This is a genomic window from Anaerolineae bacterium, assembly GCA_016931895.1.
In the GTDB taxonomy this organism is placed as follows: Bacteria; Chloroflexota; Anaerolineae; order 4572-78; family J111; genus JAFGNV01.
Genome location: JAFGDY010000157.1, coordinates 1 through 26,054, shown reverse-complemented (window position 1 = coordinate 26,054; position 26,054 = coordinate 1). Strand labels below are relative to the sequence as shown.

General features: G+C 53.7%; 18 protein-coding genes. 15 read left to right on the top strand and 3 right to left on the bottom strand.

The genetic code is table 11. From position 1 onward, the window contains the following. From JW953_12095 to JW953_12085, 3 genes are all read left to right on the top strand, one after another. A partial coding sequence (locus JW953_12095; protein ID MBN1993434.1) for a hypothetical protein occupies positions 1–285 on the top strand: 285 nt, incomplete at its 5' end. A 259-nt stretch (positions 286–544) separates the two neighbouring features. Continuing rightward, the gene (gene pglZ, locus JW953_12090; protein MBN1993433.1) at positions 545–2,599 is read left to right on the top strand and encodes a BREX-3 system phosphatase PglZ; all 2,055 of its coding nucleotides are present in this window, start codon (positions 545–547) and stop codon (positions 2,597–2,599) included. After that, the gene (locus JW953_12085; GenBank protein MBN1993432.1) at positions 2,596–3,354 is read left to right on the top strand and encodes a hypothetical protein; all 759 of its coding nucleotides are present in this window, start codon (positions 2,596–2,598) and stop codon (positions 3,352–3,354) included. The genes pglZ and JW953_12085 overlap by 4 nt, the downstream gene beginning before the upstream one ends. Before the next feature lie 394 nt (positions 3,355–3,748). On the opposite strand, the gene JW953_12080 is transcribed toward JW953_12085, so the two are convergent. After that, a complete protein-coding gene (locus tag JW953_12080) occupies positions 3,749–4,273 on the bottom strand; it encodes a bifunctional nuclease family protein (GenBank protein MBN1993431.1) in 525 nt (174 codons plus the stop codon). A 114-nt stretch (positions 4,274–4,387) separates the two neighbouring features. On the opposite strand from JW953_12080, the gene JW953_12075 reads away from it, so the two are divergent. Continuing rightward, positions 4,388–5,020 (top strand): hypothetical protein, encoded by a 633-nt coding sequence (locus tag JW953_12075; GenBank protein ID MBN1993430.1) that lies wholly within the window; start codon positions 4,388–4,390, stop codon positions 5,018–5,020. A 35-nt stretch (positions 5,021–5,055) separates the two neighbouring features. Here JW953_12075 and JW953_12070 read toward each other — a convergent pair whose 3' ends face one another. Then, positions 5,056–6,549 carry an alpha-N-arabinofuranosidase gene (locus tag JW953_12070; protein MBN1993429.1) on the bottom strand — a complete coding sequence of 498 codons (1,494 nt, stop codon included), beginning with the start codon at positions 6,547–6,549 and terminating at the stop codon, positions 5,056–5,058. 279 nt (positions 6,550–6,828) lie between these two features. On the opposite strand from JW953_12070, the gene hisH reads away from it, so the two are divergent. From hisH to JW953_12025, 9 genes are all read left to right on the top strand, one after another. Continuing rightward, a complete protein-coding gene (hisH, locus tag JW953_12065) occupies positions 6,829–7,452 on the top strand; it encodes an imidazole glycerol phosphate synthase subunit HisH (GenBank protein MBN1993428.1) in 624 nt (207 codons plus the stop codon). Then, positions 7,446–8,222, top strand: coding sequence for an imidazole glycerol phosphate synthase subunit HisF (gene hisF, locus JW953_12060; protein MBN1993427.1), 777 nt, complete (start codon positions 7,446–7,448; stop codon positions 8,220–8,222). The genes hisH and hisF overlap by 7 nt, the downstream gene beginning before the upstream one ends. Before the next feature lie 2 nt (positions 8,223–8,224). Further along, the gene (locus JW953_12055; GenBank protein ID MBN1993426.1) at positions 8,225–9,367 is read left to right on the top strand and encodes a glycosyltransferase family 4 protein; all 1,143 of its coding nucleotides are present in this window, start codon (positions 8,225–8,227) and stop codon (positions 9,365–9,367) included. A gap of 102 nt (positions 9,368–9,469) precedes the next feature. Beyond that, complete coding sequence (locus JW953_12050; GenBank protein MBN1993425.1) at positions 9,470–10,669, top strand: glycosyltransferase family 4 protein; 1,200 nt, start codon at positions 9,470–9,472, stop codon at positions 10,667–10,669. A 168-nt stretch (positions 10,670–10,837) separates the two neighbouring features. After that, positions 10,838–14,974, top strand: a complete 4,137-nt coding sequence (locus tag JW953_12045) for a biotin/lipoyl-binding protein (protein ID MBN1993424.1) — start codon at positions 10,838–10,840, stop codon at positions 14,972–14,974. A gap of 96 nt (positions 14,975–15,070) precedes the next feature. Further along, a complete protein-coding gene (locus JW953_12040) occupies positions 15,071–17,203 on the top strand; it encodes a DUF2194 domain-containing protein (GenBank protein MBN1993423.1) in 2,133 nt (710 codons plus the stop codon). A gap of 71 nt (positions 17,204–17,274) precedes the next feature. Further along, positions 17,275–19,860 carry a DUF2194 domain-containing protein gene (locus JW953_12035; protein ID MBN1993422.1) on the top strand — a complete coding sequence of 862 codons (2,586 nt, stop codon included), beginning with the start codon at positions 17,275–17,277 and terminating at the stop codon, positions 19,858–19,860. Between the two features lie 194 nt (positions 19,861–20,054). Beyond that, a complete protein-coding gene (locus JW953_12030) occupies positions 20,055–20,456 on the top strand; it encodes an STAS domain-containing protein (protein MBN1993421.1) in 402 nt (133 codons plus the stop codon). 38 nt (positions 20,457–20,494) lie between these two features. Continuing rightward, entirely contained in the window at positions 20,495–22,507 is a 2,013-nt protein-coding gene (locus tag JW953_12025) for an endo alpha-1,4 polygalactosaminidase (GenBank protein ID MBN1993420.1), read from the top strand. A 46-nt stretch (positions 22,508–22,553) separates the two neighbouring features. Here the strand turns inward: JW953_12025 and JW953_12020 are convergent, their stop codons facing one another. Then, positions 22,554–23,708, bottom strand: coding sequence for a deoxyguanosinetriphosphate triphosphohydrolase (locus JW953_12020; protein ID MBN1993419.1), 1,155 nt, complete (start codon positions 23,706–23,708; stop codon positions 22,554–22,556). A gap of 177 nt (positions 23,709–23,885) precedes the next feature. Here JW953_12020 and JW953_12015 point away from each other — a divergent pair, with 177 nt between their 5' ends. Beyond that, the gene (locus tag JW953_12015) at positions 23,886–24,902 is read left to right on the top strand and encodes an AAA family ATPase (GenBank protein MBN1993418.1); all 1,017 of its coding nucleotides are present in this window, start codon (positions 23,886–23,888) and stop codon (positions 24,900–24,902) included. Between the two features lie 2 nt (positions 24,903–24,904). Further along, the gene (locus JW953_12010) at positions 24,905–25,900 is read left to right on the top strand and encodes a hypothetical protein (GenBank protein ID MBN1993417.1); all 996 of its coding nucleotides are present in this window, start codon (positions 24,905–24,907) and stop codon (positions 25,898–25,900) included. Positions 25,901–26,054 lie beyond the last annotated feature (154 nt).

The following is a 26,054-nucleotide window of genomic DNA, read 5'->3' as shown; positions in this document are numbered from 1 at the left end:
CCCAACCCCGAACGGCTGGAACACATGGAACAACTGCGCGAGCGTTCGCTGCTGCGGGAGTTTCAGCAGTACGCTACCAACAAAGGCCGATTGAAGATCTTCCGCACCGAGGCCGTCCGCGCGGGTTTCAAACGCGCCTGGGCTAACAAAGATTACGGTCTCATTGTCGCCGTGGCCCGGCGCCTGCCGGAGTCGGTGTTGCAGGAGGACCCCGGTTTGTTGATGTATTACGATAACGCCCTCATGCGGGTGGAGAAGGAGCCGGAGCAGGCGCGGTTGTTGTAGATTATCCGCAGTAAAAGTGACCATTGGTTGCGCGATTTCGCAGATAAATTGTAGTGGTCAAGATGATATTAAACACCGCAGAGGCGCGGAGTTCGCAGAGTTTTGTTATTTTTCCTCTGCGTTCTCTGCGTCTCGGCGGTAAAAATTTCCCTCGCTTGTGTTCAACATGTTGTTGACCATTACAGATTTCGCAGATAAATCATTAAAAATCTGTGTCATCTGCGTAATCTGTGGACTATTCTCGAGGTTGTTGTAACGCATGCCCAACTGGCGTGATCACATCTTGCAACATTTCACCGAACCAACACACCGGCTCACATTGGTCGCTGATCCGGATAGTCTGCTGCTGGAAGAAAGACTACTGGCGACCATCCGGGCGCAGGGTTTTGATTTGTTGCCTTTTGATGATGTAGTAGCCTTTCGCTACACCTACGAGGCCAACTATCGCCGGCATTGGGATGACGAACAGTCAACCCCGCTGGTCGTTATCTTGCGTTTGCCGGAGGCTTCGCTGCAAACGCTGCCCTACGATTTGCTGCAAAGTGGTCGCCAACTCTGTTTCAGCCTGCCGGAACTGTTCCCCCGGCTGAGCTATCCGGTGGTGAAGACGTTGGAGCCGGCCCATCTCCAGTTGCTCTACGAGGCTTATCAGCATTACGACGGCCCGGAAATGGGCGATCAGGCCAGCAAAGCCTTTATTTTAAGACACGTCTTTAGCACCACGCCCGATGCGATCAACACTCAACTGGATTTGTTTAAGCTGCTCCTGGCCCGTCACTCGCACGGCAAATTGCCCCCCGCCTTCATTGATGATTTTTTGCAGGCCAAGCTGCGAGAAAAGCCCGTTCTGGCCCAATCACCGCTGTTGGGGCTGCTGCGCGACCCCGCCGAATTTTTTGCCTTTTTGCAGGCCGAGTGGGCCGCCTTTCTGGCTTCCACACAATCACCAGAGTTGTTGACCCGCGAAAACGGTGTAGCTTACATCGCCGAACCAACTGTCCTTGTCGCTCACCCTGAAATTCGGGGGTATCTGCACACCCTCTTTGTCGAAGGTAAACTCAAGTCCATTCCTCTGCCAACAGGCTGGCGGATCACCGATGAATGGGCCAAAATAGGCGTTATTACTCAATCGCCGGAGGTTGAAGAGGCGCAACGATTCGGTGAATTGTTGGAACAACTCAAAAACACCATCCCCGCAGCCGATGCCTCATACAAAGATTGGCTCCGCTTCGCCGCACTCTGGGCCGAATTGGTCATGCTTCGCCGGCAAACCCCCGATCATCTGACCGAGGCCCATCTCAGAGAATACGAAACATTGCATTTAACCATAGAGATGCAGTTTGCCGATTGGCTGTTGGGCCGTTATCATACCCTGCCCAATCAACCCTACCACAGCGGGCCTGTCATGGGCCACCATATTCCGGCTTACCTGGCCACTTGCCGGCGGCAGTCTCCTGAAAACGCTCGTATAGCCTTAATTGTGGTAGATGGATTGGCCTTGGACCAATGGCTCATTATCCGTGAGGTGTGGCAAGAACAGGCTCAACCCTGGGCTGTTCAAACCAACAGCCTATTTGCCTGGGCGCCCACGCTCACCTCCATTGCTCGTCAGGCAATTTTTGCCGGTCTCCCCCCCTACCTCTTTCCCGACTCGTGGCAAACCACCAACAAAGAGCGTAAACAGTGGCAGAGATTTTGGCAGCAACAGGGAGTCCCCCTGACGGCCATTGGATATGCCCGTAATTTGGGCACAACGCTCGCCCACCTATCGTCAGGCGGCCAGGGGGTATCCGATGGGGACATCCTGGAACTGGAAGTATTGAGGCTCATTGAAAATCCCCGGATGCAAATGGTTGGCCTGGTGATCAACGCCGTGGACAATATTATGCACGGGATGCAACTGGGCACTGCCGGAATGCACCAGCAACTCCGGCAGTGGCTCACCGATCACCAATATCTAACAAAGTTGGTGCGCAAATTGCTAAACGAAAATTTTACCATCTTTCTCACTGCTGACCACGGCAATGTGGCCGTGAAAGGTATTGGACGGCCCAAGGAGGGGGCGCTGGTGGAAACGCGCGGCCAGCGCGCCCGTATTTATACTGACCCGGCCTTTCTTGATATGGCCCGGCAGCAGAATCCAGAGGCCGTGGTGTGGCCCAATATTGGCTTACCGTCTGAGATAGGGGTTTTATTGGCCCCCAAATTGGATGCCTTTCTGGATGTCAATGTCCAGGCAGTATGCCACGGGGGCATTGCCCTTGAAGAAGTCATTGTGCCATTCATTCAAATCACCAAGAAAGAAGTGGTATGAACAAACAAACCATCGGCTTTGACCGCGAGCTCCGGTTATCCTGGCTTGATCTGACCGCCGGTCTGGCTCAGGAGGGGATTGATATCCAAAAAATTCGCCCGAGGCTACAAGACTTACTGGCCGACGAAGTGCCCGGTGCAGAAGCTTGCCGCAAGACTGTGACCTTACTAACCCGGCTTTGGGTTAGAGTGCCTGCCGAATATCAAATTCTGCAATCTGAGGCTTTGAATTTATTGGCGAACGTTTTACCCGAAGAACGATTATGGTTACATTGGGGAATGTCTATGCTGGCCTATCCATTCTTTTTCAAAGTTGCCAGCACTGTGGGACACTTGCTGAAACTGCAAGGAGAATTTGAGTCTACTCAGGTGCGCCAACGCATACGCGAAAGTTGGGGCCAACGAACTACGCTTGACCGGGCTATCAATCGTGTCATTCAAACTTATCTCATCTGGGATGTACTTCAACAGACAACAAAGCCGCGTGTTTATCAAGCTGTTCAGATTCGTCAGACGGAGAATAAAGCCCTTGCGATCTGGTTCATGGAAAGCATTATTCAGGGTATTCGCCAATCCAGTAACCAGAAGGATTGTCAAATACCCTTGACCGAATTGGTTCAATCCTTAGCTATATTCCCCTTTGATCTAACTCCTCATATTGTTACTCTTAGGAGATCCGACAATTTTCATATCAGTCATCAAGGTCTTGATATGGAGATGGTTTCATCGAAAAAATCCCCACCATCAGCTTATTAACAACCCATATTTTTACTCATCATTCAAAGTTCCCCACAATAGCGTCCTCATTGTTGGGATGGTTCAATTACTGACAAAAATAGGTTGACACTTTTAGTACCCTGAAAAATAAATAGGCTCAGTAGATCCAAAATGTTGTTTGGGGTGGGCATTTTAATGCCTAAAAAAACGCACTGAAGTGCGGATTGCCGGCCCAAATTTGGATCTACTGAGGCTGTAAGTCTGGTTGAGAGCAGAACAACTGGTCGAGGATTTGTCTCAGAGGAGGTGCATTCGGCACTCCGGCCCATTCCAGGGGCTGCTACCTGCCCTTGTCAAATGCCGCCCGCATGTTTACCACCTGTAGTCTTGGCAGGCTATACCGAGGCAATTCAACTCTTTTCGAGAGGAGGGATTAATTCTTTTCCAGGTCGTCTAAATCAAGTTCATTGATAAAATCTCGAAAGATAGAGAGTTGTTCTTCTTCTTCCTTCGAGAGAGGCGCTGTTTCGCCATCCGGCTGAACTTCTTCCAGAGCCGGCTCCGGGACAATGGAAGCCAGTTCCATTACTTCTTCGGCCACAAACAGCGGCGCATGGGCGCGCACCGCCAAAGCAATGGCATCGCTGGGACGGGCATCAATTTCCATGCTGTCACCATTGATGTCCATCACAATGCGAGCATAGAAAGTATCGTTCTTTAATTCGCTCACCATAATATGAGAGATAGAAGCGCCCATTTCGTCAATGATACTCTTCAATAAGTCATGGGTAAGGGGGCGGGCTACCTGAATCTCCTGCAACTGTACGGTGATAGCATCAGCCTCAAACGGGCCAATCCAGATAGGAAGATAACGTTCGGCATCTATTTCTTTCAAAACAACGACCCGGTGTTGTGACATCAAACTGACACGAATACTGTCTATTTTGACTTCGATCATTACGATCCTCCTGGTCATTCCTAAAGGGAATGATGGTTGGATTATACCATATCCCCCCCCGGCTTACAAGTGATTTGGTTTGTCAACAATTTAAATCCGGCGATAATTTAAGCTATGCGTTTTGGATCATTATTTTTGTTGACCCCGGTATTGCTCGGCCTCTTGCTTGGCCTCATCTTGGGGAAGAGAGCCGGTTGCGCTACAACCCAGCCGGTGTCGTTAGACCTGGCCCAAACGATTGCGCTTGAAGCCTGGCATTCCGAGCAGCACATTGTCTGGGAAATTGACTGGCCTGCCGCGCCGGTGGGCGGCCCGCTAACGGTGGAGGCCTGGCGAGCGGGCGGCAATTACCGGCTTGAGATTTTGGAAGCCGTGGCTCCGGCCCTGATTGGCGAAATCCTGGTTTTTAACGGCCAAACAGCCCGGCAATTCAACCGCTTTAGCCCGGAGCCGCCGCTCACGCTGGCCTCACCTCGCCTCTCGCCGGTGACGGATGCTTTTACCGTCATTGATCAGTTGCTCGCTACCCCGCCCCAAACCGCCGGGCAAACGTTTGGGCAGACTATTCACGGCCCAGCCCAAAAAATAACGCTATCATTTGTTAATAATGACCGCCTGATGCTTTGGCGTGATGAGGAAACGGGATTGCCTGGACAGGTGATATTTTTGGTGGAAGGAAAAAAGGGCGAGTTGAAGGCGCGAAGTTTTGAGCCGTTGTTTGACCCGCCCCAGGCCCTGTTTGAATAAAAATTAGGCATCGGTCAATTTTTAGCGGCTCTGTCTTAACCAAGCCGAAACGTCATCGCCACAATTGAGAGTGGCGGCAGGGGCACAGTAGCCTGTCCGGCGGCAACGTGCGCCTCGGTGAAGGGTTGGGCCTGGATTAAATGAGGTTGCTCAAAAGAGTTGGCGGCGCCGGCTGCCGGACCGGTCAGTAGTTCGGCGTTCAGCAAAGAAGCAATTTCTCCATCGGCCAGATTGATCTGAACCGTGGCTTCTTCTGCTAAACTGCGATTGGTGAGAAAAACGTTCAAGTATTCATTGTTCAGGATAGCGCTGGTATCAATGTAGGTTGCCTGGCCGTTGTTCCGGCTTTCATAGGTTGGCCCCTGCACCACCGGTTGCAGCGAAATGCCGGTTCGCCGTTTGGCGTACATCTCCAGCGGATAAAAGATGGATTGGATGAGCAGCTCGTCCCCCCTGGTGAGGATGGGCGCAATCACGTTGACAATCTGGGCCAGGTTGGCGATCTTCAATATATCGGCGTGGCGAATGAAGCTGTTCAAAAATCCGGCCACTACCAGCGCGTCTTCCAGATTGTAAACTTCTTCAATTAAGTGGGGAGCGAACTTGCCTTGGCCGTCCACATGCTCTTGGGTGCGGGCGCGATACCACACGTTCCATTCGTCAAAACACAGGTAAGCCCGTGTTTTGCTTCGGTTTTTACCCTGAACATAGCGGCAAACCGCATCCATCTCTGCAATTTGTTGGTCAATGCTGTTGGTAACGGCCAGGTAGTCAAGCGTGTCATTATCTTGGTTGCCCACGTAACGATGCAGGCTAACGTAATCGGCCCACTGGCCCAGATACTCTAACACCTGGCGATCCCATTCCATGTAAGTGGCCAGGTCCGGGCTGCACGAGCCACAGGCCACCAGTTCAATAGAGGGATCGGTGTCTTTCATCATTTTGGCCGCTTGTTGGGCGCGGATGGCGTACTGATCGGCGGGGACGTGGCCCAACTGCCAGGGGCCGTCCATCTCGTTGCCCAGACACCATAATTTGACTCCGTGCGGTTGTTCATTGCCGTTGGCTGCCCGCCGGTTGGCGTATTTAGTGCCAACGGGTGAGTTGCAATACTCCACCCAGTTGCGGGCCTCTTCCGGCGTGCCCGTGCCCAGGTTAACCGTGAGCATCGGTGTCCAGTTCATTTTCCGGCACAGGGTGATGTATTCGTCGGTACCCACCTGGTTAGGTTCAATACTTTGCCAGGCCAGGTCGCGGATGGTGGGGCGCTGCTCGCGGGGGCCAATGCCGTCGGCCCAGTGGTAGCCGGACACAAAATTGCCGCCGGGATAGCGCATCACCGTGTATTGCAAACGTTCCAGGGCGGCCAGTACATCGGTACGAAAACCGTGTTCATCGGCGTGGGCGCAATCTGGATCATACACGCCCTGATAAACGGCCCGGCCCATGTGCTCCAAAAAACCGCCAAAAATACGCGGGTCAACCGGGCCAATTTGAAAGTTAGGGTGTAGATGGATGGTTGTTTTCATTAAAGTATTCCCCGTTCAGAGAAATTATGTGTAGATAGTATTTTTGGATAGAAACAGGACATTGTCTTGTCTCTACATCTTTTTTTAGAATTGACCGGCCCAAAAGTTTGGCATCACCAGAATACCTTGCGCACCTGGCGTCAATTTTACCAGTGACCGGCGGATCTGCCAAAATACACGGACCTGGCGCAGTGATTTAAACTGAGGATTGTTTGTCTTGGTTTTATGTGCTACAATGTTCTCCCAGCCAGCCACTTTTGATCTTGAAAGGAAAGCATTGTGATTGCCATTATTGATTACAAGGCCGGCAACTTGACCAGCGTAAAATTGGCCTTTCAGGCGCTCAAGGTTGAGGCCGAAATTACCAATAATGCCGGCACTATTTTGGCTGCCGAACGGGTAGTTTTTCCGGGGGTTGGAGCTGCTGGCGCGGCTATGACTTATCTCAACCAAACCGGCCTGGCTAAAATCATCCAAACCAAAATTGGGCAAGGCAGCCCTTTTTTGGGGATTTGTTTTGGCATGCAGCTCTTATTTGAATTTTCCGAAGAGGATGGCGGCGTGCCCTGCCTGGCTGTTTTGGCGGGGCAAGTCAAACGGTTTAACCCCATCCATTCTAAATACAAAATTCCTCACATGGGGTGGAACAGCGTAACCCTCAAAAAGAGTCATCCGCTGCTGGCTGGAATTGAGAATGAAAGCGAGTTTTACTTTGTCCACAGCTATTATCCCCACTCGGCGGATGATACGCTGGTTTTTGGCCAAACCGATTATGCCGAAGCCAACTTTGCTTCTATTGTGGGGCGGGGCAACGTGCTGGCGACGCAATTCCACCCGGAAAAATCGGGGCGGATTGGTTTGAAACTGCTGGAAAACTTCAGTCGGTGGGACGGAGCATGCTGACCAAACGAATCATTCCCTGTTTAGACGTGCGCAACAAAAAAGTGACCAAAGGGGTCAAATTTCAAAACAATATTGATCTGGGCGATCCCATTGAAATGGCTGTGGCCTATAGCGACGGCGGCTGCGATGAATTGGTGTTTTACGATATCACCGCCTCAGCGGAGCGACGGCCCATTGATCTGGAGATGGTGGCCGAAGTGGCCCGCAACATTCGGATTCCCTTTGCCGTGGGTGGGGGCATTTCCACGCTGGATGATATGTACGCGGTGCTGCATGCCGGGGCCGAAAAAGTATCGGTCAATTCGCTGGCGGTGAAAAATCCGCAGCTCATTGCGGAAGGAGCGCGAGCATTTGGCAGCCAGAACATTGTGCTGGGTATGGACCCGGTCAAAACCGATGACCCTCAATTCCTCAGCGGCTACGAAATCACCATTCGCGGCTTCCGCGAGCGCACCGGCCTGGATGCGTTGGCATGGGCCAAAACAGCCGAGGATTTGGGCGTGGGGGAGATTGTGGTCAACTCCGTGGATGCCGACGGCACCCGCGACGGTTTTGAATTGCATTTGACGGCCATGATCTCGGAAAACATGAACATTCCCGTGGTCGCTTCCGGCGGCGGGGGCACGCCGCAGCATCTGGTTGATGTCTTTACAAAGGGTCAGGCCGACGCCGCTATCATTGCCAGCATGATTCACACCGGCGAATACACCATCGCCGCCATCAAACAAGATTTAATCAAGGCCGGCGTACCCATTCGCCAGAAGTGGTAAAGTTGAAAGTAGCCCTCAACGCCTGGTTTTGGCACAACCCTTCAGTCGGCAGCGGACAATACCTTAAATACCTGTTGCCCGCTTTGCTGGAGGCCGACGATAGTCTGGAAATCATCCTGGTTTCGCCCAAACCAATTGACACGCCATCAGAAACAAACCGGCTCAAATTTCATCACGCGCCCACGCCATTTCCCAACCAAACGTCCAATGTAGCCAAAGTGTGGTTTGAGCAGGTTACGTTTCCTCGTGCCTGCCAGAAGTTGGGGGTGGACGTGGCTCACGTCCCCTACTTTGGGTCGCCTCTTTTACCAACTGCGCCCACCGTGGTCACCATTCACGATCTCATCCCGATGGTGTTGCCTGAATATCGCGGCAGCGCGCTGGTGCGGCTCTATACCTCTTTGGTTGCCGCGGCCGCGCCACGCGCCAAGCTCATCCTGGCCGACTCTGAAGCCAGCAAGCGGGATATTTTGCAAACACTCGGCGTGCCCAACGAACAGGTGCGCGTAGTCTACCTGGCGCCCGCGCCGCAATTTCAACCCGCCCAAACCTGGCAGCAGATTGCAAACATCAAAAAGAAATACAATCTGCCGGAGAATTTTATTCTGAGCGGTATGTCTGGTTTTGATGTTCGCAAAAACATCAGCGCCCTGCTGCACGCCTACACCTGGGTCAGCGCCGCGCTGGGTGAGGCGTATCCCCTGGTTCTGGCCGGACGGCTGCCCCAAAAAGATACGCCCTTCTTCCCCGATCCCCGGTGGATGGCGCGTGCATTGGGGATTGAAGAATACATTATCACCCCCGGCTGGATTGCCGAGCAAGACCGGCCCCTGCTTTACGCGGCGGCCACCGTATTTATCTTCCCTTCTCGCTACGAGGGTTTTGGCCTGCCGGTGCTGGAAGCAATGGCCTGCGGCACGCCGGTGGTCACCACCACCGCGGCCTCCCTGCCCGAATTGGCCGGCCCGGCCGCTTTTCAGGTTGACCCGCATGATACCAAACACCTGGCCGCGCCTCTCATTCGCCTCTGCATGGATGAGGCGTTACGCCGGGAAATGGTTGAGCGGGGTTTGGCTCAAGTTAAAAAATTCAGTTGGCAAAAAACGGCCCGGCAAACCCTGGATGCCTATCGAGACCTAAAATAGGCTCAATTAGCCACACATTTTGCTTGAAAGATTGCCCGGTGAGTGGTACAATAAAGCAGCATTAACTCCTGATAAACTCAAGCCTCCACTCAGAAAACAACTATGAAAATTCTCATGCTCTCCAAAGCCTGCATCGTGGGCGCTTATCAAAAAAAACTGGAAGAGATGGCCGCCCTTGATGATGTAGATTTAACGGTGGTTGTGCCCCCTTCTTGGGACGACCCTCGCGGCGGCGTCCGGCTGGAGAAAGTGCACACCCAGGGCTATGAAATGATTGTCAGCCCTATGGTCTTCAACGGCAACTATCATTTCCACTTCTACCCCAAACTCAGGCAAATTGTCCGCCGCATCCGGCCCGATGTGTTCCATATTGACGAAGAACCCTACAACCTGGCCACGTTCCAGGCGATGCGGCTGGCTCGCTCTGCCCACGCCAAAACCGTGGTCTTTAGTTGGCAAAACCTGCTCCGCCGGTATCCGCCCCCTTTTAGCTTTATGGAAAGTTACGTGCTCAAACACGCCAATGCCCTCCTGGTGGGCAATAGCGAAGCCGGCCAGGTGTGGCAGCGTAAAGGTTACCGGGGGCCAATTTACCTCATCCCTCAATTTGGCGTTGATCCGGCCATCTACTATCGCCACCAACGTCCCTTGCGCCGCGAACGCAGAAGCATTGTTGAGTATCGTTCGGCGCGCCGCCCCAGCCAACCGGCGCTGGCTATAGGTTACGTGGGCCGGTTGGTAGAAGAAAAAGGCCTGGAAGTTCTCTTCCTGGCGGCCAGCAAACTGGTTGGCCCTTGGACTATCCAAATTCTGGGCGATGGCCCCGAACGGGAGCGGCTGGAAAAAATGGGGCAGTGGTTGGGCATCAGCGGCCGGGTAACGTTTGACCAGAAAATGCCAACCCACCACCTGCCCCACTACTTTAGCGGCCTGGACATTTTGGTGCTGCCCTCCCTCAGCCGGGCCAATTGGAAAGAGCAATTTGGCCGGGTTCTGATTGAAGCTATGGCTTGCGACGTTATTCCCGTCGGCGCGCGCTCCGGGGCCATTCCAGAAGTTATTGGGGAGGCGGGCTTAACTTTTGCCGAGGGCGACGTAGAGGAATTGCGCGCTCAATTGCAAAGTTTGATTGATCACGTTGATCTGCGCGAAGAGTTGCGCAGCCGGGGACGCCAACGGGTTGTTGAAAATTACACTCAGGCTGCGGTGGCCCAAAATACGGCTAAGGTTTATCGTGATATTTTGGGAGAGGCAGGGCCGGGAATTGTCACTATTCCCGAAGAGGAAATGGTTATAGTTTAAAGTTTGCGGAATACAACTTTTTAGTTTGGCCGTAATGTTAAAATCGGGGATAATTAAATCTATAGTTCTTAACGTATCAACCAGATTATCTTCAGCACTATAAAAATCTGCTACTGAGTCAGCGGGCCAAATATTGGCGAGCCTATTATTGAGGTAAGGAGAGTAACAATGCCCAGTTACACTGTTAGTGCGTTAACGGCTATTTTTCAAATTGTGTTGTGGTTTTCCATCCTATTCATCCTGTTGCCGCAGCTCATGTTTCGTACGGCGTCCGGGGGATGGACGCGCCACTTATTTGATCACGTGGTGCGGATGTCTTTTGTCTCCATCGTCATCGTCCATCTCCTGGTGTTGTTGAACATTTACGACATCTTTTCCCTGGTGGCGGCTTTTATCATTGTGTGGCTGGTTTACCTGGCCGCAGTGCTCAAGGTGCCGCTTTTGGCCAGGAGCCGCAGCATGGTAAAAACTACCATCATGTCCTCTCTTGACGTATTGGACGGGCGTGTCCCCCTGGGCGACACCGTCAAAAATGCCCTGGCCCGGCTCTGGCGCACTTTTGTGGGCGCCTTACCCCGCGGGGTAGACATCTGGTGGGCCGTAGCTTTCATCATTGTGCTGATGGTGAGCGGTTACATTCGCCTGTCCCCGACCGTTACAGACCCGGCTCCTGCTTACGGCGATTCCTACCTTCATTTGTTGTGGTTGAAAGGGCTTGGGTTTAACCGTTTGTATCCTGATGGCCTGTATCCTTTTGGCGGTTACGCCCTGCTGCAAGTATTGCGCCAATTTACCGCGCTCGATCCAACCCTGCTCATCCAATTGATCCCTGGCCTGGCGGGAGTTTTGTTGGTAGCCGCCATTTATTGGAGCGTGGTGCGGCTCACCGGCTCGCGCGGGGCCGGCCTTATTGGTTCTGCTCTGTACGGCATTTTTGCCTTTGCTCGCTGGCTGCCCGTTCCCGTTCCGCCTCAAGGCGACGTGCTGACGGTAGAACTGGCCCTCATCTTCCTCTTACCCTCCATCGTCTACCTGGCCGAAGCCATCGCCGGTAGAGAGGCTGTGGCCCAGCCGGCCAACAAAACGGCGGAACCGGAGCAATTAGTAAAACCTTCCCTTCCGTATCCTGCGGCAAGCTGGCTATTTTTAATGGCTGTCACCTGTGTCTTTTTGATACAACCCTTTGTGGGCATCCTGGCCCTATTCGGTTCAATTATAGCCGGGGTGATTGCTGCTGTTTTGGGGCGGAGCTTGTGGGCCGGGTTGCGCTTATCTGGCCTGGCTCTTGTGGCCGCCGTTTTGGGCATGTTGCCCCTGCTCATTGGCTTTGCAGCGGGTAAGCCCATCCATCTTGGCCCTATGCGCTGGGACGTTATCTTTTACGGCGCGCTGCTGCGCGAAGGGCGCTTTTTCCCGGAGCCGCCGCCGGCGCCGGACCTGGCGCTGCTTTCTTACCTGGGCATTTTGGGCGCGTTGCTGCTGATTTTGGCGCCGGGCCGTTGGCTGGGCGTCAACCGGGTGCTGGCTACAGGCTGGCGCGTATTTGGCGTTTTTCTGCTGGTTCTGGTGGTTTTGTTCAAGCCCGCCCTCTTCAGTCTCCCGGAACTGCTGGCGCCGCACCAGGTAGGCCGCGTTTTGGGCTTAACCTTGTGCGCCGTGCTCGGCCTCTGGCTGCACCAGGTGGTGGTACTGCTGGCCCTGTTGGCTTACCGGCTGCGCTTGATGTCGCGCGAGCGATTGCAGCCCTTGGTGGCCAGAGTGGGCGTTCCCCCGGCTGTTCTGCCGCCAAGCAGCAGCGCCTGGGAATTGACCGCCACCGTGGTGGTGTTAGCCGCCTTGCTGCTGCCCTTCCCCTCTATTCTGATCCCTGAGCCTACCCTGGCCGTTTCGGCCCTGCCCAAGCGAGAATATGAGGCGGTTGCCGATCAGGTTTATCGCATCAAAGAGGAAATCCCTACCTACCGCTGGACCATTGTGACCTATCCTGAAGCCCTGCCGCAAATTTTGGGAAAAGGGTTTTTTGTTGAAAATGAAGATTTTTTAGAAAATTACGATCCCGAAGCCTGGCGGTTTGACCCCCGCCAGCCGGAGTTGGCCCTTTCAACCCCGCATGTTTTCATTGTGGTTGAAAAACATCCGTTTGTGGTGTCCGGCGATACCACCGAGGAGGCTAAAGAGCGCGATGCTATCCAGCAGCGGCTGCAAGATTGGGTTGACCGTTACCAACAAACCCATAACGATATGGATATATACTATGAAGATGGTTTGATTGCCATTTATCACATCTATCGCACCCCCGCCGAAGAACAGCGCATCCTTACGGCCATTGAACAGGGCCTGCTGCCAACCACCATCCCGCCGCCCATTCCGGTGGCTCCGGCGGAAGAAGCCACTCCGGCGCCGGGAGCGGTTGCCCTGGCCCCCACTACGGCCATCACCTATTCCGTGTTACGCGGGGACGTGGTTAATGTGCTTGAATTTGATGGACAACTGGTGCCGGTGACCCAACAGGCGGCCTTTTTCCGCACCGGTGGGCGCGTGAGTCAGGTTTACGTGGCCCCGGGCGATTCGGTCAAAGCCGGCCAACTTTTGGCCGAGTTGGAAGCCGTTGAATTGGAGCGTGAACTGGCGGCGGCCCAGGCTAATGTAGAATTGACCAGGGCCAATCAAGAGACAGCCGCGGCCCAAACCACCAGTGATATTAGACAGGCCCAACTGGAGCTGGAAATTGCCCGGCTCAACCTGGCTGCCGGTCAAACAAAAATCTCAGACCTATCCCCCACCGAGACGGCGCCCAAATTGGAAGAAGCATTCCTGGCCTGGCAACGGGCACAGGCAGATTACGACGCCATCCAAAAACGTTTGGGCACTCCGGCCGGACAGGAAGAAACGCTCAAAAATACCTGGCAAACCGACTGGGTTTGGGATGTTACCGAACGGGGGATTGAGCTGGAGAAGAACACCGAATTTTATCTAAAAGACCAGTTATTTGTTAAACAGGCCCAGCGCGACCTGGCTCGCCACGAGTATGAGGTGGCGGCCCAGGAACGTCAGGTGGAACTGGTTCGGCTCCGGGCGGCTAGTGTTGAGGCCGGGGCCGGCAGCGCCGGCCCGGAAAATGTGGTCAAACAGGCCGAAGCGAATGTCGGACGTTTGGAATCAGACCTGGCTGCCGCCCAGGGCCTTGATACCAGCGCCATGCAGCCCCAGCAATTGGCCGCCCACCACGAGCAGATTGACAACCTGGAGCAGCAGTTGGCTTATGCTCAACTCGAACTCAAACAAGCCCAGGCGAATCTGGCCGGGGCCAGGTGCTGGTCGGTGCAAGATGTTAAACAGGCTCAATTAGACCTGGAAGAAGCTCAGATTACCCTGGAAGCGATCAAGGCTCAGGACCCTTCACTTAAGTTTGCTGAAATGGAAGCGCAGACCAACCTGGAACGGACCAAACAATCGCTGGACCGTTCCCAGGCCAGGTACAACCAGGCGGTTGAGGGACGCACGCCGCCGCCAGAACTGGCTGCGTGGCACCAAGCCAACATGGATTTGATCCAGGCCAAGGCCGCGCATGAGGAGGCCACTGCCAATAATGAATACGAACAGCAACTCCGCACGCAACAGGTGAAACAGGCCGAACAGCAATTGAATCGTCTCCAGGCTGGTTGTGATACCACCTCGGACCTGGAACAACAGCAAGCGCAGTTTGCGGTGCAGCAATTGGAAGAAAGATTGGCCAAAACACAACTGGTTGCGCCCGGCGATGGGTATGTGTTTTCCCTCAAACTTACTCCCGGCCAGTGGGTTGACCCCTATTTGCCGGTGGTCATTGTGGCCGACCTGAGCGAGTTGGAAGCCGCCGTTGACCAGTTTACGGCGTCGCAATTGGCGCTGCTGGCCGAAAACATGCCTGCCCAGATCATTTCCCCCTTTGCGGCGGTGGAGCGCAAAGCAATCCCCGGTTATATCCGCAGCTTGCCGGAGCCGGCCGGACTGGTTGGCGCTCCGGTTGAGGATTACGAAATCAGAGACCCGGCCAAATCCATCTGGGTAGCTCTAAACGAATCGGCCACGACCGCCGGTTATCAACCCGGCGATCTGGTAAAAGTGGTAGTGATAGTGGATCAGGCCCAGGGCGTACTCTGGTTGCCGCCAATAGCCGTCCGCGACGAGGCCGGCCAAAAGTACGTGACCGTGTGGGAGGGTGACGCCGAAAAACGGGTGCCTGTTCAAATTGGCGTGCAAACCCAAGACCGGGTTGAAATTAAATCCGGCCTGACCGAAGGACAGGTGGTGCAGGGACAGTAAGTTTTAAGGGGAACGGGCAGGGCTTAACCTGCCCGCCTCAAGCGCGGCTATTTTTGGACAAAGGCGAACTGAACTCGAGTAAGTGGGGATAACGTTATGGACAACACCGGTGGCAAGTTTGGCAAACGTTTGCGGAATTGGGGGGCGCGGCTTAAAAAACGGCTGATCTTTGAACGGGATTGGCTGATTGACCTATCCGGCGCGATTCGGGGGGGGCTGGCTATTCGGAAAATCTTGGCCGGCTTATTCAGTTGGCCGGGGCGTTTTTGGAATTGGCTCAAAATCTCAATGTGGCGCATGCGCCATCGCCCTCCCACTGAAGCAGGCCGGAAGCCACGCCCAGCTTGGGCCTGGCATATCCTGTCGTTGGCGGCGCTGGGCATCCTGTTCCTGGTTATCTATTTTGTTATTCCCCAGCGTACCAGTTTTGAATCGTTTACCATTTTTACCACGGCTCCCCAGCAGCGCATTCTGCTGGTGCATCACTCGGCAGACCCCAACGGCCAGGTGGCCTACCTCAATGCCCGCCAGTCCCTGGATTATGCTCGTCTGGAATACGAAACCCTGGATTTGGCTGAAGGAGGAAACTGGCCTGATTTGAGCCGGTACAGCGCCTTGTTTTTGGTTACCGAATTGTTGGACGGCATTGACCAGGCTCAAGCCGGACAAATCACCAATTACGTGGCTGACGGCGGCGGCCTGGCCGTACTCTATCGAGGCTGGAATCCCCACCTGGTCTCTCTTTTTGGCCTGGAAGTTGAGGCGGGAAAACAACCCCAATTGGTTGAAGATGAGTGGGGCCTGGAGTTTGCCACCGATTTCTTTCCGGGGGTAGAAGCGCTTTTTCTGGACCGCAGTATCGCCCCAAATCATACGCCTTACCGGGTGCAGGTTCAACCCGAAGCCAAGATAATGGCCCGGGCCGTTCCCCAACCGGACGCGGAGATTGGACGGCCCATTGTCTGGCTGAACCGCTACCAACAAGGGCGCGTGCTGTTTTGGAACACCACCTTGCTTTCGGCTAAAAATATGCGCGGCTTTATTGTTCAATCCCTGGCCAATGTGCAGGGCCTAAGTGTGCTGCCGGTGGCTAACTTTGCCGCCATTCAAATTGACGACTTCCCCGGCCCGTTTCCCACCGCCAAAATGGAACCGATCAAAACCGAATACGACATGACCCCGGTGGAATTTTACTACCAGGTTTGGTATCCCGACCTGATGCAAATTGCCCGGCGTTACGATCTGGTTTACACGTTTTTGTCCTCCTTTGCCAACAACGATCAAACCCAACCCCCCTTTGAATTTGCCGATTGGGAGCGAGCCACGATTGATATGGATGGGCACAATCTTTTCTACTCGCGCCACGCTGCCCACCTGGCTCTGCAACAAGGCGAGTTGGGATTTCGCGGTTATAATCGCATCCCCCTCATCACAGAGAATTGGTCTGGCCAAGAAAATATAATAGCTGCCTTACAAGCAGCCGCCGAACGCTGGGACGCCGATAGCCTGGGCCGCCGGCCCCTCACTTACTCCCCGCCGGAGGGGGGGTATGATGAAACCGGGGCCAAAGCTTTAACCAAAGCCCTGCCTTCGCTCAAGGTCATCTCCGGCCTGTATGAGGGCGATTTTGCCCATGGCGGCGACCGCGAGTTTGGCCCGGAACCCTGGAACCCCAACCTGCTGAACATTCCCCGGGTCACCACCGGCTACAACCTGACCGCCTCCCAGCGCCTGGCCATGCTCTCTGAACTGGGCATGATGGGCGTTTGGACGCACAACATCCGGCCCGACGACGTCTTCGACACCCCCGAAAACTATCCCACCGCCCCGGCGCTGCGCAACCCCGGCGGCTGGAACTGGCGCGACGACGAAGGAGCGAAGGATGGACTTTATTACCGTTTCTTACGCTGGCTGAATCTGGCCCATACCTATTATCCCTGGCTGCGTTATGTTCGGGTTGAAGAAGCCTATGAGATCGCCCAAACCTATCTGGCCAACCAAATCACGGTAAATTTGAAACCCTACAGCGTGTCGCTGGAATCAACCGCGCCCACCTACTTTCAAATCCGCATTAACGATGGGCGGCGGGTTGACCTCAATGCGCTCCAGGGCGCGCAATTTATCCATCTTTATAACGGCGATGGTTACACTGTTTATACGATGCGCGGGTTGGGCCAAACGGTGCAGTTGCAACTGTTGTTGCCGGAAGTCCAGGTATATAAAGAATAAAATTGAAATCAGAGACAAAAAATGACCTTTTTCATTCCTTTGCCGGCGTTTATTATTTGGAGGATGACCCTATGAACAGGAAGGTAGTTCAACGCTCCAACCACATTCAGCAAAACCGGCCGTGGTTACGGCGGCGGTGGCTGTTTGTTGTTTTGCTGCTGTTATTATTCCTGGCCGTCTACCACGTTATTCCCTCCTCAACCGGGCCGCAGCCTGTGGCAAGGGCCAATACCTTGCAGCAATTTATCCTGGTGGTGCATGATTCCTCGGATAATTTTGACCCGGAACTGCTCAATAACACTCAGTGGGCCTTAAACTACGCCCGCCTCAATTACGACACCCTCGACATCAATCAGGGCAGTATCTGGCCTAATCTGGACCAATACAGCGTTTTGCTTTTTGTGGCGGAAGACCTGAACAAAATTGACCCGGCCCAGGCCCGGCGCATTATTGACTACGTAACCAACGGCGGCGGCCTGGCCGTGGCCTACCGGGGATGGCACCCTCAATTGGCCCCGCTTTTTGCCGTGCTGCCCGAAACCCAACCCAAGTTTAGTGAATACAATGCCGAAACGGGCCTATACTTTCCGGTTGATTTTTTGCCGGCCCTCAAGGGTTTGGTCCTGGGCAAAGCCGCTATTCCCGGCCACTCCAAATACGACCTTCAACTTATGTCTGACGCCCACGTGCAAATTATAGCCACCACTAAATCGGGGCTGCCCCTGGCCTGGCTGAATCAGTATGGTCGGGGCCGGACCCTGTTTTGGAATACCGACATTCTTTCGGCCAAGGATGCGCGGGGATTTATTGTTCAATCGGTGTTGGCCGTACAGTCGGTGGGGGTTTTACCCATGGCCAACTTTGCCACCCTTCAAATTGACGACTTTCCCCTGCCGGTTTCCACCCAAAAACTGGAACCGATCAAGTCTGAGTACGATTTGAGCATGGTTGACTTTTTCAACCAGGTTTGGTTCCCCGACATGATGGAATTGGCCCAGCGGTACAACCTTATTTATACCTGTCTGATTCCCTTTAACTATAACTCCCTGCTGGAACCACCCTTTGATTTTCGAGAGTGGGACAACGCCAAAGTAGAAGTAGACGCCCAGAGAATACCTTGGTCTATTTACACGTCTCATCTATTGGCCCAGGGCCATGAATTGGGCATGCATGGCTATAACCACGTTTCCTTACTTTTGGCTTTTTGGGTGGTGGAAAAAGAAGAGTGGCAGGCCGCCAAAAAATTGCTGGCGGCCCACGAATTGCTGGCGGCCTGGGAACAATCGGCCGGCCTGTTTGACCGGGAAAAAATAGCCGCCTTATCCCCGGCAGAGATAGCCCAAAAGAGTGACGCCCAAACCATCGTTGCCCGGGCTGTGGCTAAAAAGCGGGCCGAAGCGGAAGTACTGGTCAACGCCAAAACGGATTTGGCCGTGTTGGCCGCCGGTGAAGAAACGGAAACGCTTAGCACTGAGCAGAAGGACCAACAAGCTGAAGCAGCAGCCATCGTAGCTCAGGCCGGAGAACAAAAAATAGCCGAAGCTCAAGCCTTGTTAACCTTGCCGGATGCAGAAATAGCCAGATTAGTAATAGAAGAGGCCAGGGCCGAAGTAATTGCAGCCGGAGGAGAAGCCAAAATTGCCGAGGCTGCGGCATTTGTGGCCGAAGCGGAGCAGAAAGCCGAAGAAAATATGGTAGCCGGTTTGATAGAAGCCCGCAAACGTTGGGAAGCCGATAATTTGGGCCTGCAACCCGTGAGTTACGTGGCCCCCAACAACCTTTACGACGAAGCCGGCGCTCGCGCCTTGAGCCGGGCCTTTCCAACCATTAAAGTTTTGGCCGGTAGTTACGTTGGTCCTTTTGATACCGGCGCCGACCGCGAGTTCTCGCCCGAACCCTGGAACCCGCAACTCTTTAACATGCCCCGTATGACCTATTCCTACGATCTGAATCCCAGCAGCCGTTTTGCCTGGATCTCCGGTTTGAATATGATGGGGGTGTGGACCTATTTCAATCATCCCGACGACGTGTATCACGTTCCGCAAAACTACCCCGGGGCCGGTTTTTATCGCAATCCCACCAGCTTACCCTGGCGCGGGGACCACACCGGCAAAAAAGATGGCTTTTATTACCAGTTTGTCGAGTGGCTGGAGTTGGCCGCCCAGGAATATCCCTGGGTGCGGTATGTCCGCACCGATGAGTCCCTTGACTTTATGCAAACGCACCTGGCTAATCAGGTGACGGTTGATTTGAGTCCCACCGAGATCAGGTTCACCGCAACCACGCCCACTTATTTCCAGGTGCGGGTCAACGATGGCCGGCGGATTGACCTCAACACCCTCCAGGGCGCGCAATTTGTTGATTATCATCGCGGCGACGGTTACCGGCTTTACATTCTTAATGGGATCAGCCCCCAAGTGCAATTCACCCTGCTGCCCGCAGACGATCCATCGTTTGTTCCCTTTGGCCCGGCGGCGGAAGCTACCCCCTTGCTCCCGCAAGAAGAAGAAAACGACGTGCTGCCCACCGAATATCGAGACTCGCCCAGCCTGGTGCCGGTGAGAACGGTAGCCCCCACCCCCACCCGGGTGCCCACCGCTACCCCGGCTTACCATATTTTGCCTATCCCTACCCCTACGGTCCGCTTGCGGCCATAAGGGTAAAGTTGGTGGCTCAAACGGGTGCGGATATGTCACCGCGAGCCGGAGGCGAAGCGGTCTCCAGCCCTGCTGAATGGGGATTGCTTCGCTTCACTCGCAATGACATGCACAGATTCTATACATGAGCCAAAAAGTTAAACAACCGGAATTTTTTAGCCGTGTTCACAAACCCAGATCATGAAAGGAAAAAAATGAACATCGTTATTTCGCAAGAGCAAGGGCGTGTGCCCGTTACAGTTTTTCACCTGGAGGGTGAAATTGGCGCAGACAATTACGAACAGATTCAAACCCAGGCCCAGCAAGCCTTTGCCGGGGGGATGCGCAATTTGCTGCTTGATTTATCTGAAGTCACTTTTATTAGCAGCGCCGGCTTCCGGGCGCTCCATTATATCTTCACCCTGCTGCGTACCGATGCGCCGGATGAAAACGCTGAAGCGATGCATAAGGGCTTGCGAGACGGCACATTTAAATCACCTCACCTTAAATTGTTCAATCCCCAGGCCAACGCGCTAAAGGCGCTCAAAACGGCCGGGTTTGATATGTTCCTTGAAATTTATTACCATCGCCAAAAAGCCATAGACTCATTCTCATAAGTTTCGGCGGGTACGATAATTTGAGCAGAGGATACCCCATGAAAAAAATGGTAATTTTTTTATTTTTAATCTTTATGCTGCTGGCGTGCAGCCCGTCTTCCCCAGAAGCCCTGTCTCCCTTACCGTCTACCCCGCCTGCCGCAACCAAAGCGCCAACTCCCACTTCTCCGGCGCCGGCGACTACCGCTACCCAGGCCCAACTAACCGCCACGCCCACCGCCAAAGCAACCGCCACGCCTACTCCAGAACCTACCCCTACCTTTACTCCCACCCCCGCAGAATTATCCCTGAAAACCGTCGCTTCGTGGTTCTATACGCTTGAGCCTGAGCTGGCCCCGGCCACCGTCAGCCGCTTGGCCGATTCTAATGATGACCTCATTGTGCTCGACTTCATCCCTTCCGACATCAATCATCCCGACTACCCTGTCTCCGAGGTTGTCAGCCAACTGCACCGGGCGGGCAAACTGGTGGTCGCCTACCTTAACATCGGCCAGGCCGAATCGTCCCGCACCTACTGGCAAGCCGATTGGACGCCCGGCGCTCCCTGGTGGTTGATCGAAACCGAGTCCGCCAACCGGTATGGCAGATTTCCGGTGGGCTACTGGAACGACGAATATCGAGACATCTGGCTGGCCGAAGACGGCTACTTGCAGGCCATCCTGGATGCCGGGTTTGACGGCGTGTATCTGGACGGACTGGAAGCTTACCGCGATGAGGCCATTGTTGCTTTTGCCCAGGAAGACGAGGCAGACCCGGTGCAGGAGATGATTTGGCTCGTAGGAGACATCGCCGGCTTTGGCCGCGACCGGCAGCCGGAATTTATGGTTATTGGGCACAATGCGGCTGAATTGATCAACCTGGATGAAACGGGAGCTCTTCTGGCCGCGCTTGACGCTATTGCCCAGGAAGAAATTTGGTTTGGCCGCGCCGGGGCCACCAGCGATAGTGAGGCATATCTTGAGCCGTTAACGCAAGCCCACACCAAAGGCAAAGTCATTCTGACCCTTGATTATACCGCAGGCGACGATGCCGACCGGGTTTATGAGACATCACGGGCCTTGGGTTTTGTGCCGTTAGTGGTTGACAAACTTTTTGGGCGTTATGTAACCTACGACGAGTGGCAGTTGAAGATGCAGGAGGAAGCTATGGCTGAAGCGACAGCGGAAGCAATGGTAGAACCAACCCCCCTGCCGCCGCGCCTGGCTGCCGTGCAGAGTTTTTTGTACCAACTTCAAAATATCAACCTGGACGCGGTAGGCCAAACCGGCTACGACCTGGTGGTGATGGATTACGCCACCGAAAAGAATGACGAAACGTTTCCTTTTACCAGCACTGAAATTGAAGCCTTGCGCCACAGCCCCGGCGGTGAAAAGATTGTTGTTTCCTACATGAGCATTGGCGAGGCCGAAACGTACCGTCCCTATTGGAACCCGCAATGGGATGCAGATAACGACGGCCAACCCGATGAGGAGGCTCCCGCCTGGCTGGACATTGAAAACCCCGACTGGGTGGGCAACTACAAAGTGCGTTACTGGGAGCCGGAGTGGCAGGCCATCATCTTTGATTATACCGACCGTTTACTGGACGCCGGTTTTGACGGCGCATACCTGGATATTATTGACGCCTACGCCTATTACGAAGAGCAAGGCCGGGAAACAGCGGCCCAAGAAATGGCCGACTTTGTGGCCGCCATTGCCGCCCACGCCCGCCGGCGCAACCCCGATTTTTTGATTTTTCCCCAGAACGCGCCTGAACTGGCGGCCAAAGCGCCCGCTTATCTCAATAGCGTCAGCGGTATTGGCCAGGAAGATGTTTATTACGGTTACAACGCCGAAGATGAAATGACCCCGCCTGCCATCACGGCTCAATTGGAGCGGAATCTTGACCGCTTCAAAAGCGCGGGCAAGTTGGTGCTGACCATAGATTACGCCTCTACCCCGGCCAATATTGATGAGGCTTATCGCCGGTCAAAGACTAAAGGCTATGTGCCCTTTGTCACCGGGCGCAGTTTGGACCGGTTAACAATTAATCCAGGGCATGAACCGGATTAAACAAATAGGGCCGCAGCAGTATTTGGCTGCCTCCTCCCCAAAACAATTAAACTCGCTTTAGCGGATCAAATAATTTGCGGTGTTCTTCCGTCGCAAAACGATCCGTCATCCCGGCAATGTAATCGCACACCGTGCGAGGTAGGTCACCTTGCCTGGCCAATTTCTGAATATTCTCAGGCAAGATGTCGGGCGAGTTGAGGTAAGTTTCAAACAACTCTTTAATCAAACGTTCCGACTTTAAATGCATTCGCATTATCCGCCAGTGTTGATAAAGGTTCTGGAATAGAAAATCTTTTAATTGGCGGTCCATCTTTTTAACTGCATCCGAATGAGTAACGATATTTTCAGAGCAGTTGCGCACGTCCGCCACACTCTGAATGTTATATTCAACCAGCCGGTTGCTGGTGGTTTGCACCATGTCGCTCACCTCCTTGCCCACCAGCCGGCGGATAATTCGATGCCGGTCCATGTCGGTAAAACCCTGGCGAGGGTCAAGATTTAATTCAGCGGTGACCACGCGCCAAAATTCAATGTCGGCCAGTTGCTCCGGCGTGATCATGCCGGAGCGTAACCCGTCGTCCAGGTCGGCGGTGGTGTAAGCAATTTCATCGGCAAAGTTAACAATTTGCGCCTCCAACCCGGCCCGCCATTCCGGCTCAAAATCGGTTACGTTGCTCTGGTCATATTCCGTTTCGTGTTTAAGAATGCCTTCGCGCACCTCCCAGGTCAGGTTCAGCCCCCTGAAATCTGGAAAACGATTTTCCAACTTTTCCACAATGCGAAAACTTTGATAATTGTGGTCAAAACCGCCATAGTCCGCCATCAATTTATTGAGGGCCGCTTCCCCGCTGTGGCCAAAGGCGCTATGACCCAAATCATGGGCCAGGCAAATGGCCTCGGTCAAATCCTCGTTGACTCGCAGGGCGCGGGCCATGGTCCGGCCAATTTGGGCCACTTCTATGGTGTGGGTTAATCGGGTGCGGTAATAATCGCCTTCAGTAATTAAGAATACCTGGGTTTTGTACTCTAACCGCCGAAAGGCAGTGGTGTGAATAATGCGGTCCCGGTCACGCTGATAAGCGGTGCGATAGGCATGTTCCTCTTCGGCAAAATTTCGCCCCCGGGAGTCGCGGCTGCACATAGCATAAGGGGCCAGCCGCTCGGCCTCCTGCGCTTCAATTTCCTGACGAGAAATAATCATGGTTAACCTCCTTAACTTTATTATAACACAAGTTTGTAGATTCCGTTTGAAAATCATTTGACAGGGAAATCATTGTATAGTATTCTAGTACTGGTAGGAGTGGCAGTGGTGCGCAGCGTTAGTTACCTGATTTTTCCTCTTTTTCCTTCGCCAATTCAATGATGGAGTAGACCTCAAATGCCGCAAAATACTATATCACGTTACCAAACAACATATCGGGCGGATGAAATAAATCTGGTGCTCCGCCTGGCCCGCCGCGGCGAATCCCTGGGTTTTATAGGGATGGCCGGAGTAGGTAAATCCAATATTGTCAATTTTTTGCGCGATATTCAACGTAATGCGCCCGGCCTGGATAAGGTCGAGCAGTTACATTTTCCCATAGTGGATACAACGCAGTGGGAAGGCACGCCTGATAACTTTTGGCAAATGATGTTAGATGCCTTGCATCAGGCTACAAAGGAATTGCCGCCTGCGCCCAGAGATAATGTTATTCCCTTTTCCGGCAATGAGCGCGCCCTTAAAACAGTGCAAGAACAACTGCGTTGGATTTGCCAGGAACTCAAACATCAGGTGATGTTTGTTTTAGATGATTTTGACCAGGCCCTGGAGATTGGCCCGCTGGCCATGCTGGAACAACTCAACGGCTTGCGCAGCGATGGTAACCGTGGGTTTTTAAGCTACCTGGTATTTACCAAACGCCTGCCTCACATTTTGGGCCAAAACCTTCCGCTTGAAAATCATTCCAAGTTCTATGATCTCTTCCGCCACAATATTTATGCCCTGGCGCCTTATACCAAAAGCGACGCTATGCAAATGTTGCATCATCTCAATGAACTGGCCAACAGCCCCTTGCAGGCCGGTCAGCTTGAGCAGATTTACCAGCTGGCCGGCGGTCACGCCCGGCTGCTCAAGCTGGTTTTTAACATTTGGGTTGAAGAAGGCGTGGCGGGGTTAAAAATAAAATACTTTGCCGAAAAGCCTGACATCATGCAGGAATGTTGGCGCATCCTGGAAAATTTGCATAAAGAGGAACAGGAAGTAGCCCTCAAGATAGCGCGGGGCGTCCGCGCCGCCGAAGATCAGGCCGTGCTAGATCATCTGCTGCGCCGGGGCGTCCTGGTGACATTGGAGCCGGTAACCTGGTTCAGTCCGCTGCTGGCTCAATTTTTGAGCGTTTACGAGAGAGGAGTTTAAGGATGGCGATTACCCTGTATTGGCTTGTTGTGGGAACGGTGGTGCTGATTGTGCTCCTTTTTGCCCTGATTCAAGTATTAAAGGTGATGAGCCAGATAGTGCCGCAAGATAAACGTCTGGTGATTTATCGGCTTGGTAAATTTAGCCGGGTTGCCGGACCGGGGCCGGTGCAGGTGATTCCCGGCCTGGAAACCGTGGAAAAAACCATTGAGGTGCGCGACCATCCGTTGGAAGTGACTGTCCCCGGCCTGTTTGCCTTTGGCCTGCCCAACGAATTGACCCTCAATATGTGGTGCAGTTTTGATCTGGTTCAGGCGGCGGGCGGCGACAGGAACCGGTTGGCCCAGTTTGTGCTGATGAGTGAGGCAGAGCGTCGCCAGCAGGTTCAAGTGAAGATGCGCGAAGCCCTGGTCCGGCAAATTTCAGACCTCCAGGAACGGATGCCCATTTCTGAAAAAGCAAACTTGATGGAGCGGCTGGTGGCCTTGGCGCCGGGCACGCCCCGTTATAACGAACTGCTTAAAGGGCTTAAGTATGATTTGGCCAAAACATTGCCTTCGGTGGGCGTCATCTTGAACACGGACCATCCCATTGTGCTGACCAATCGAAACATCTCAGAAGAGATTGGTGAAGGCTTTAAGCGCATGCGCAGTAGAGAGATGGATAGTGAGTGGTTGATGGAGTATGCCCATAAGCTGCGCCAGCAGTACCCCGGCATGTCCACTTCTATGTTGACTCAAATGCTGCTTTCAATTGAAGGGGTGGATGTGGGCCAGGTGCAAAGGATGCTGTTAGAACAGGAAAAAGGCGTTGAAGCCGAGGTAGAATTTGAGATGTCGGGCGATGGCAGCAGTTGGCCCAATATAATCACCAAGCCAATGCCTCAAACACAACGCCAAACCGCGCCGGCCCCAACCCCGCGGCACCTGACTAAAGAAGACCTGGCTATTTTGAAGCGCGTCCCCCCTAGCGATCAAGAGCAACGTTTGGTCGCTTAATCGACAAATTTAACCTTTATTACAACCAGGACGCAGATTGTCGCAGATTGACGGATTTTTATCTTATTTTTTGGGATGGTTCACAATTTAGTTGACACTTTTTTGAGCACGAAATAAAAATTGGCCGTTAAAATTTATCGGGTCCAGGCTATTT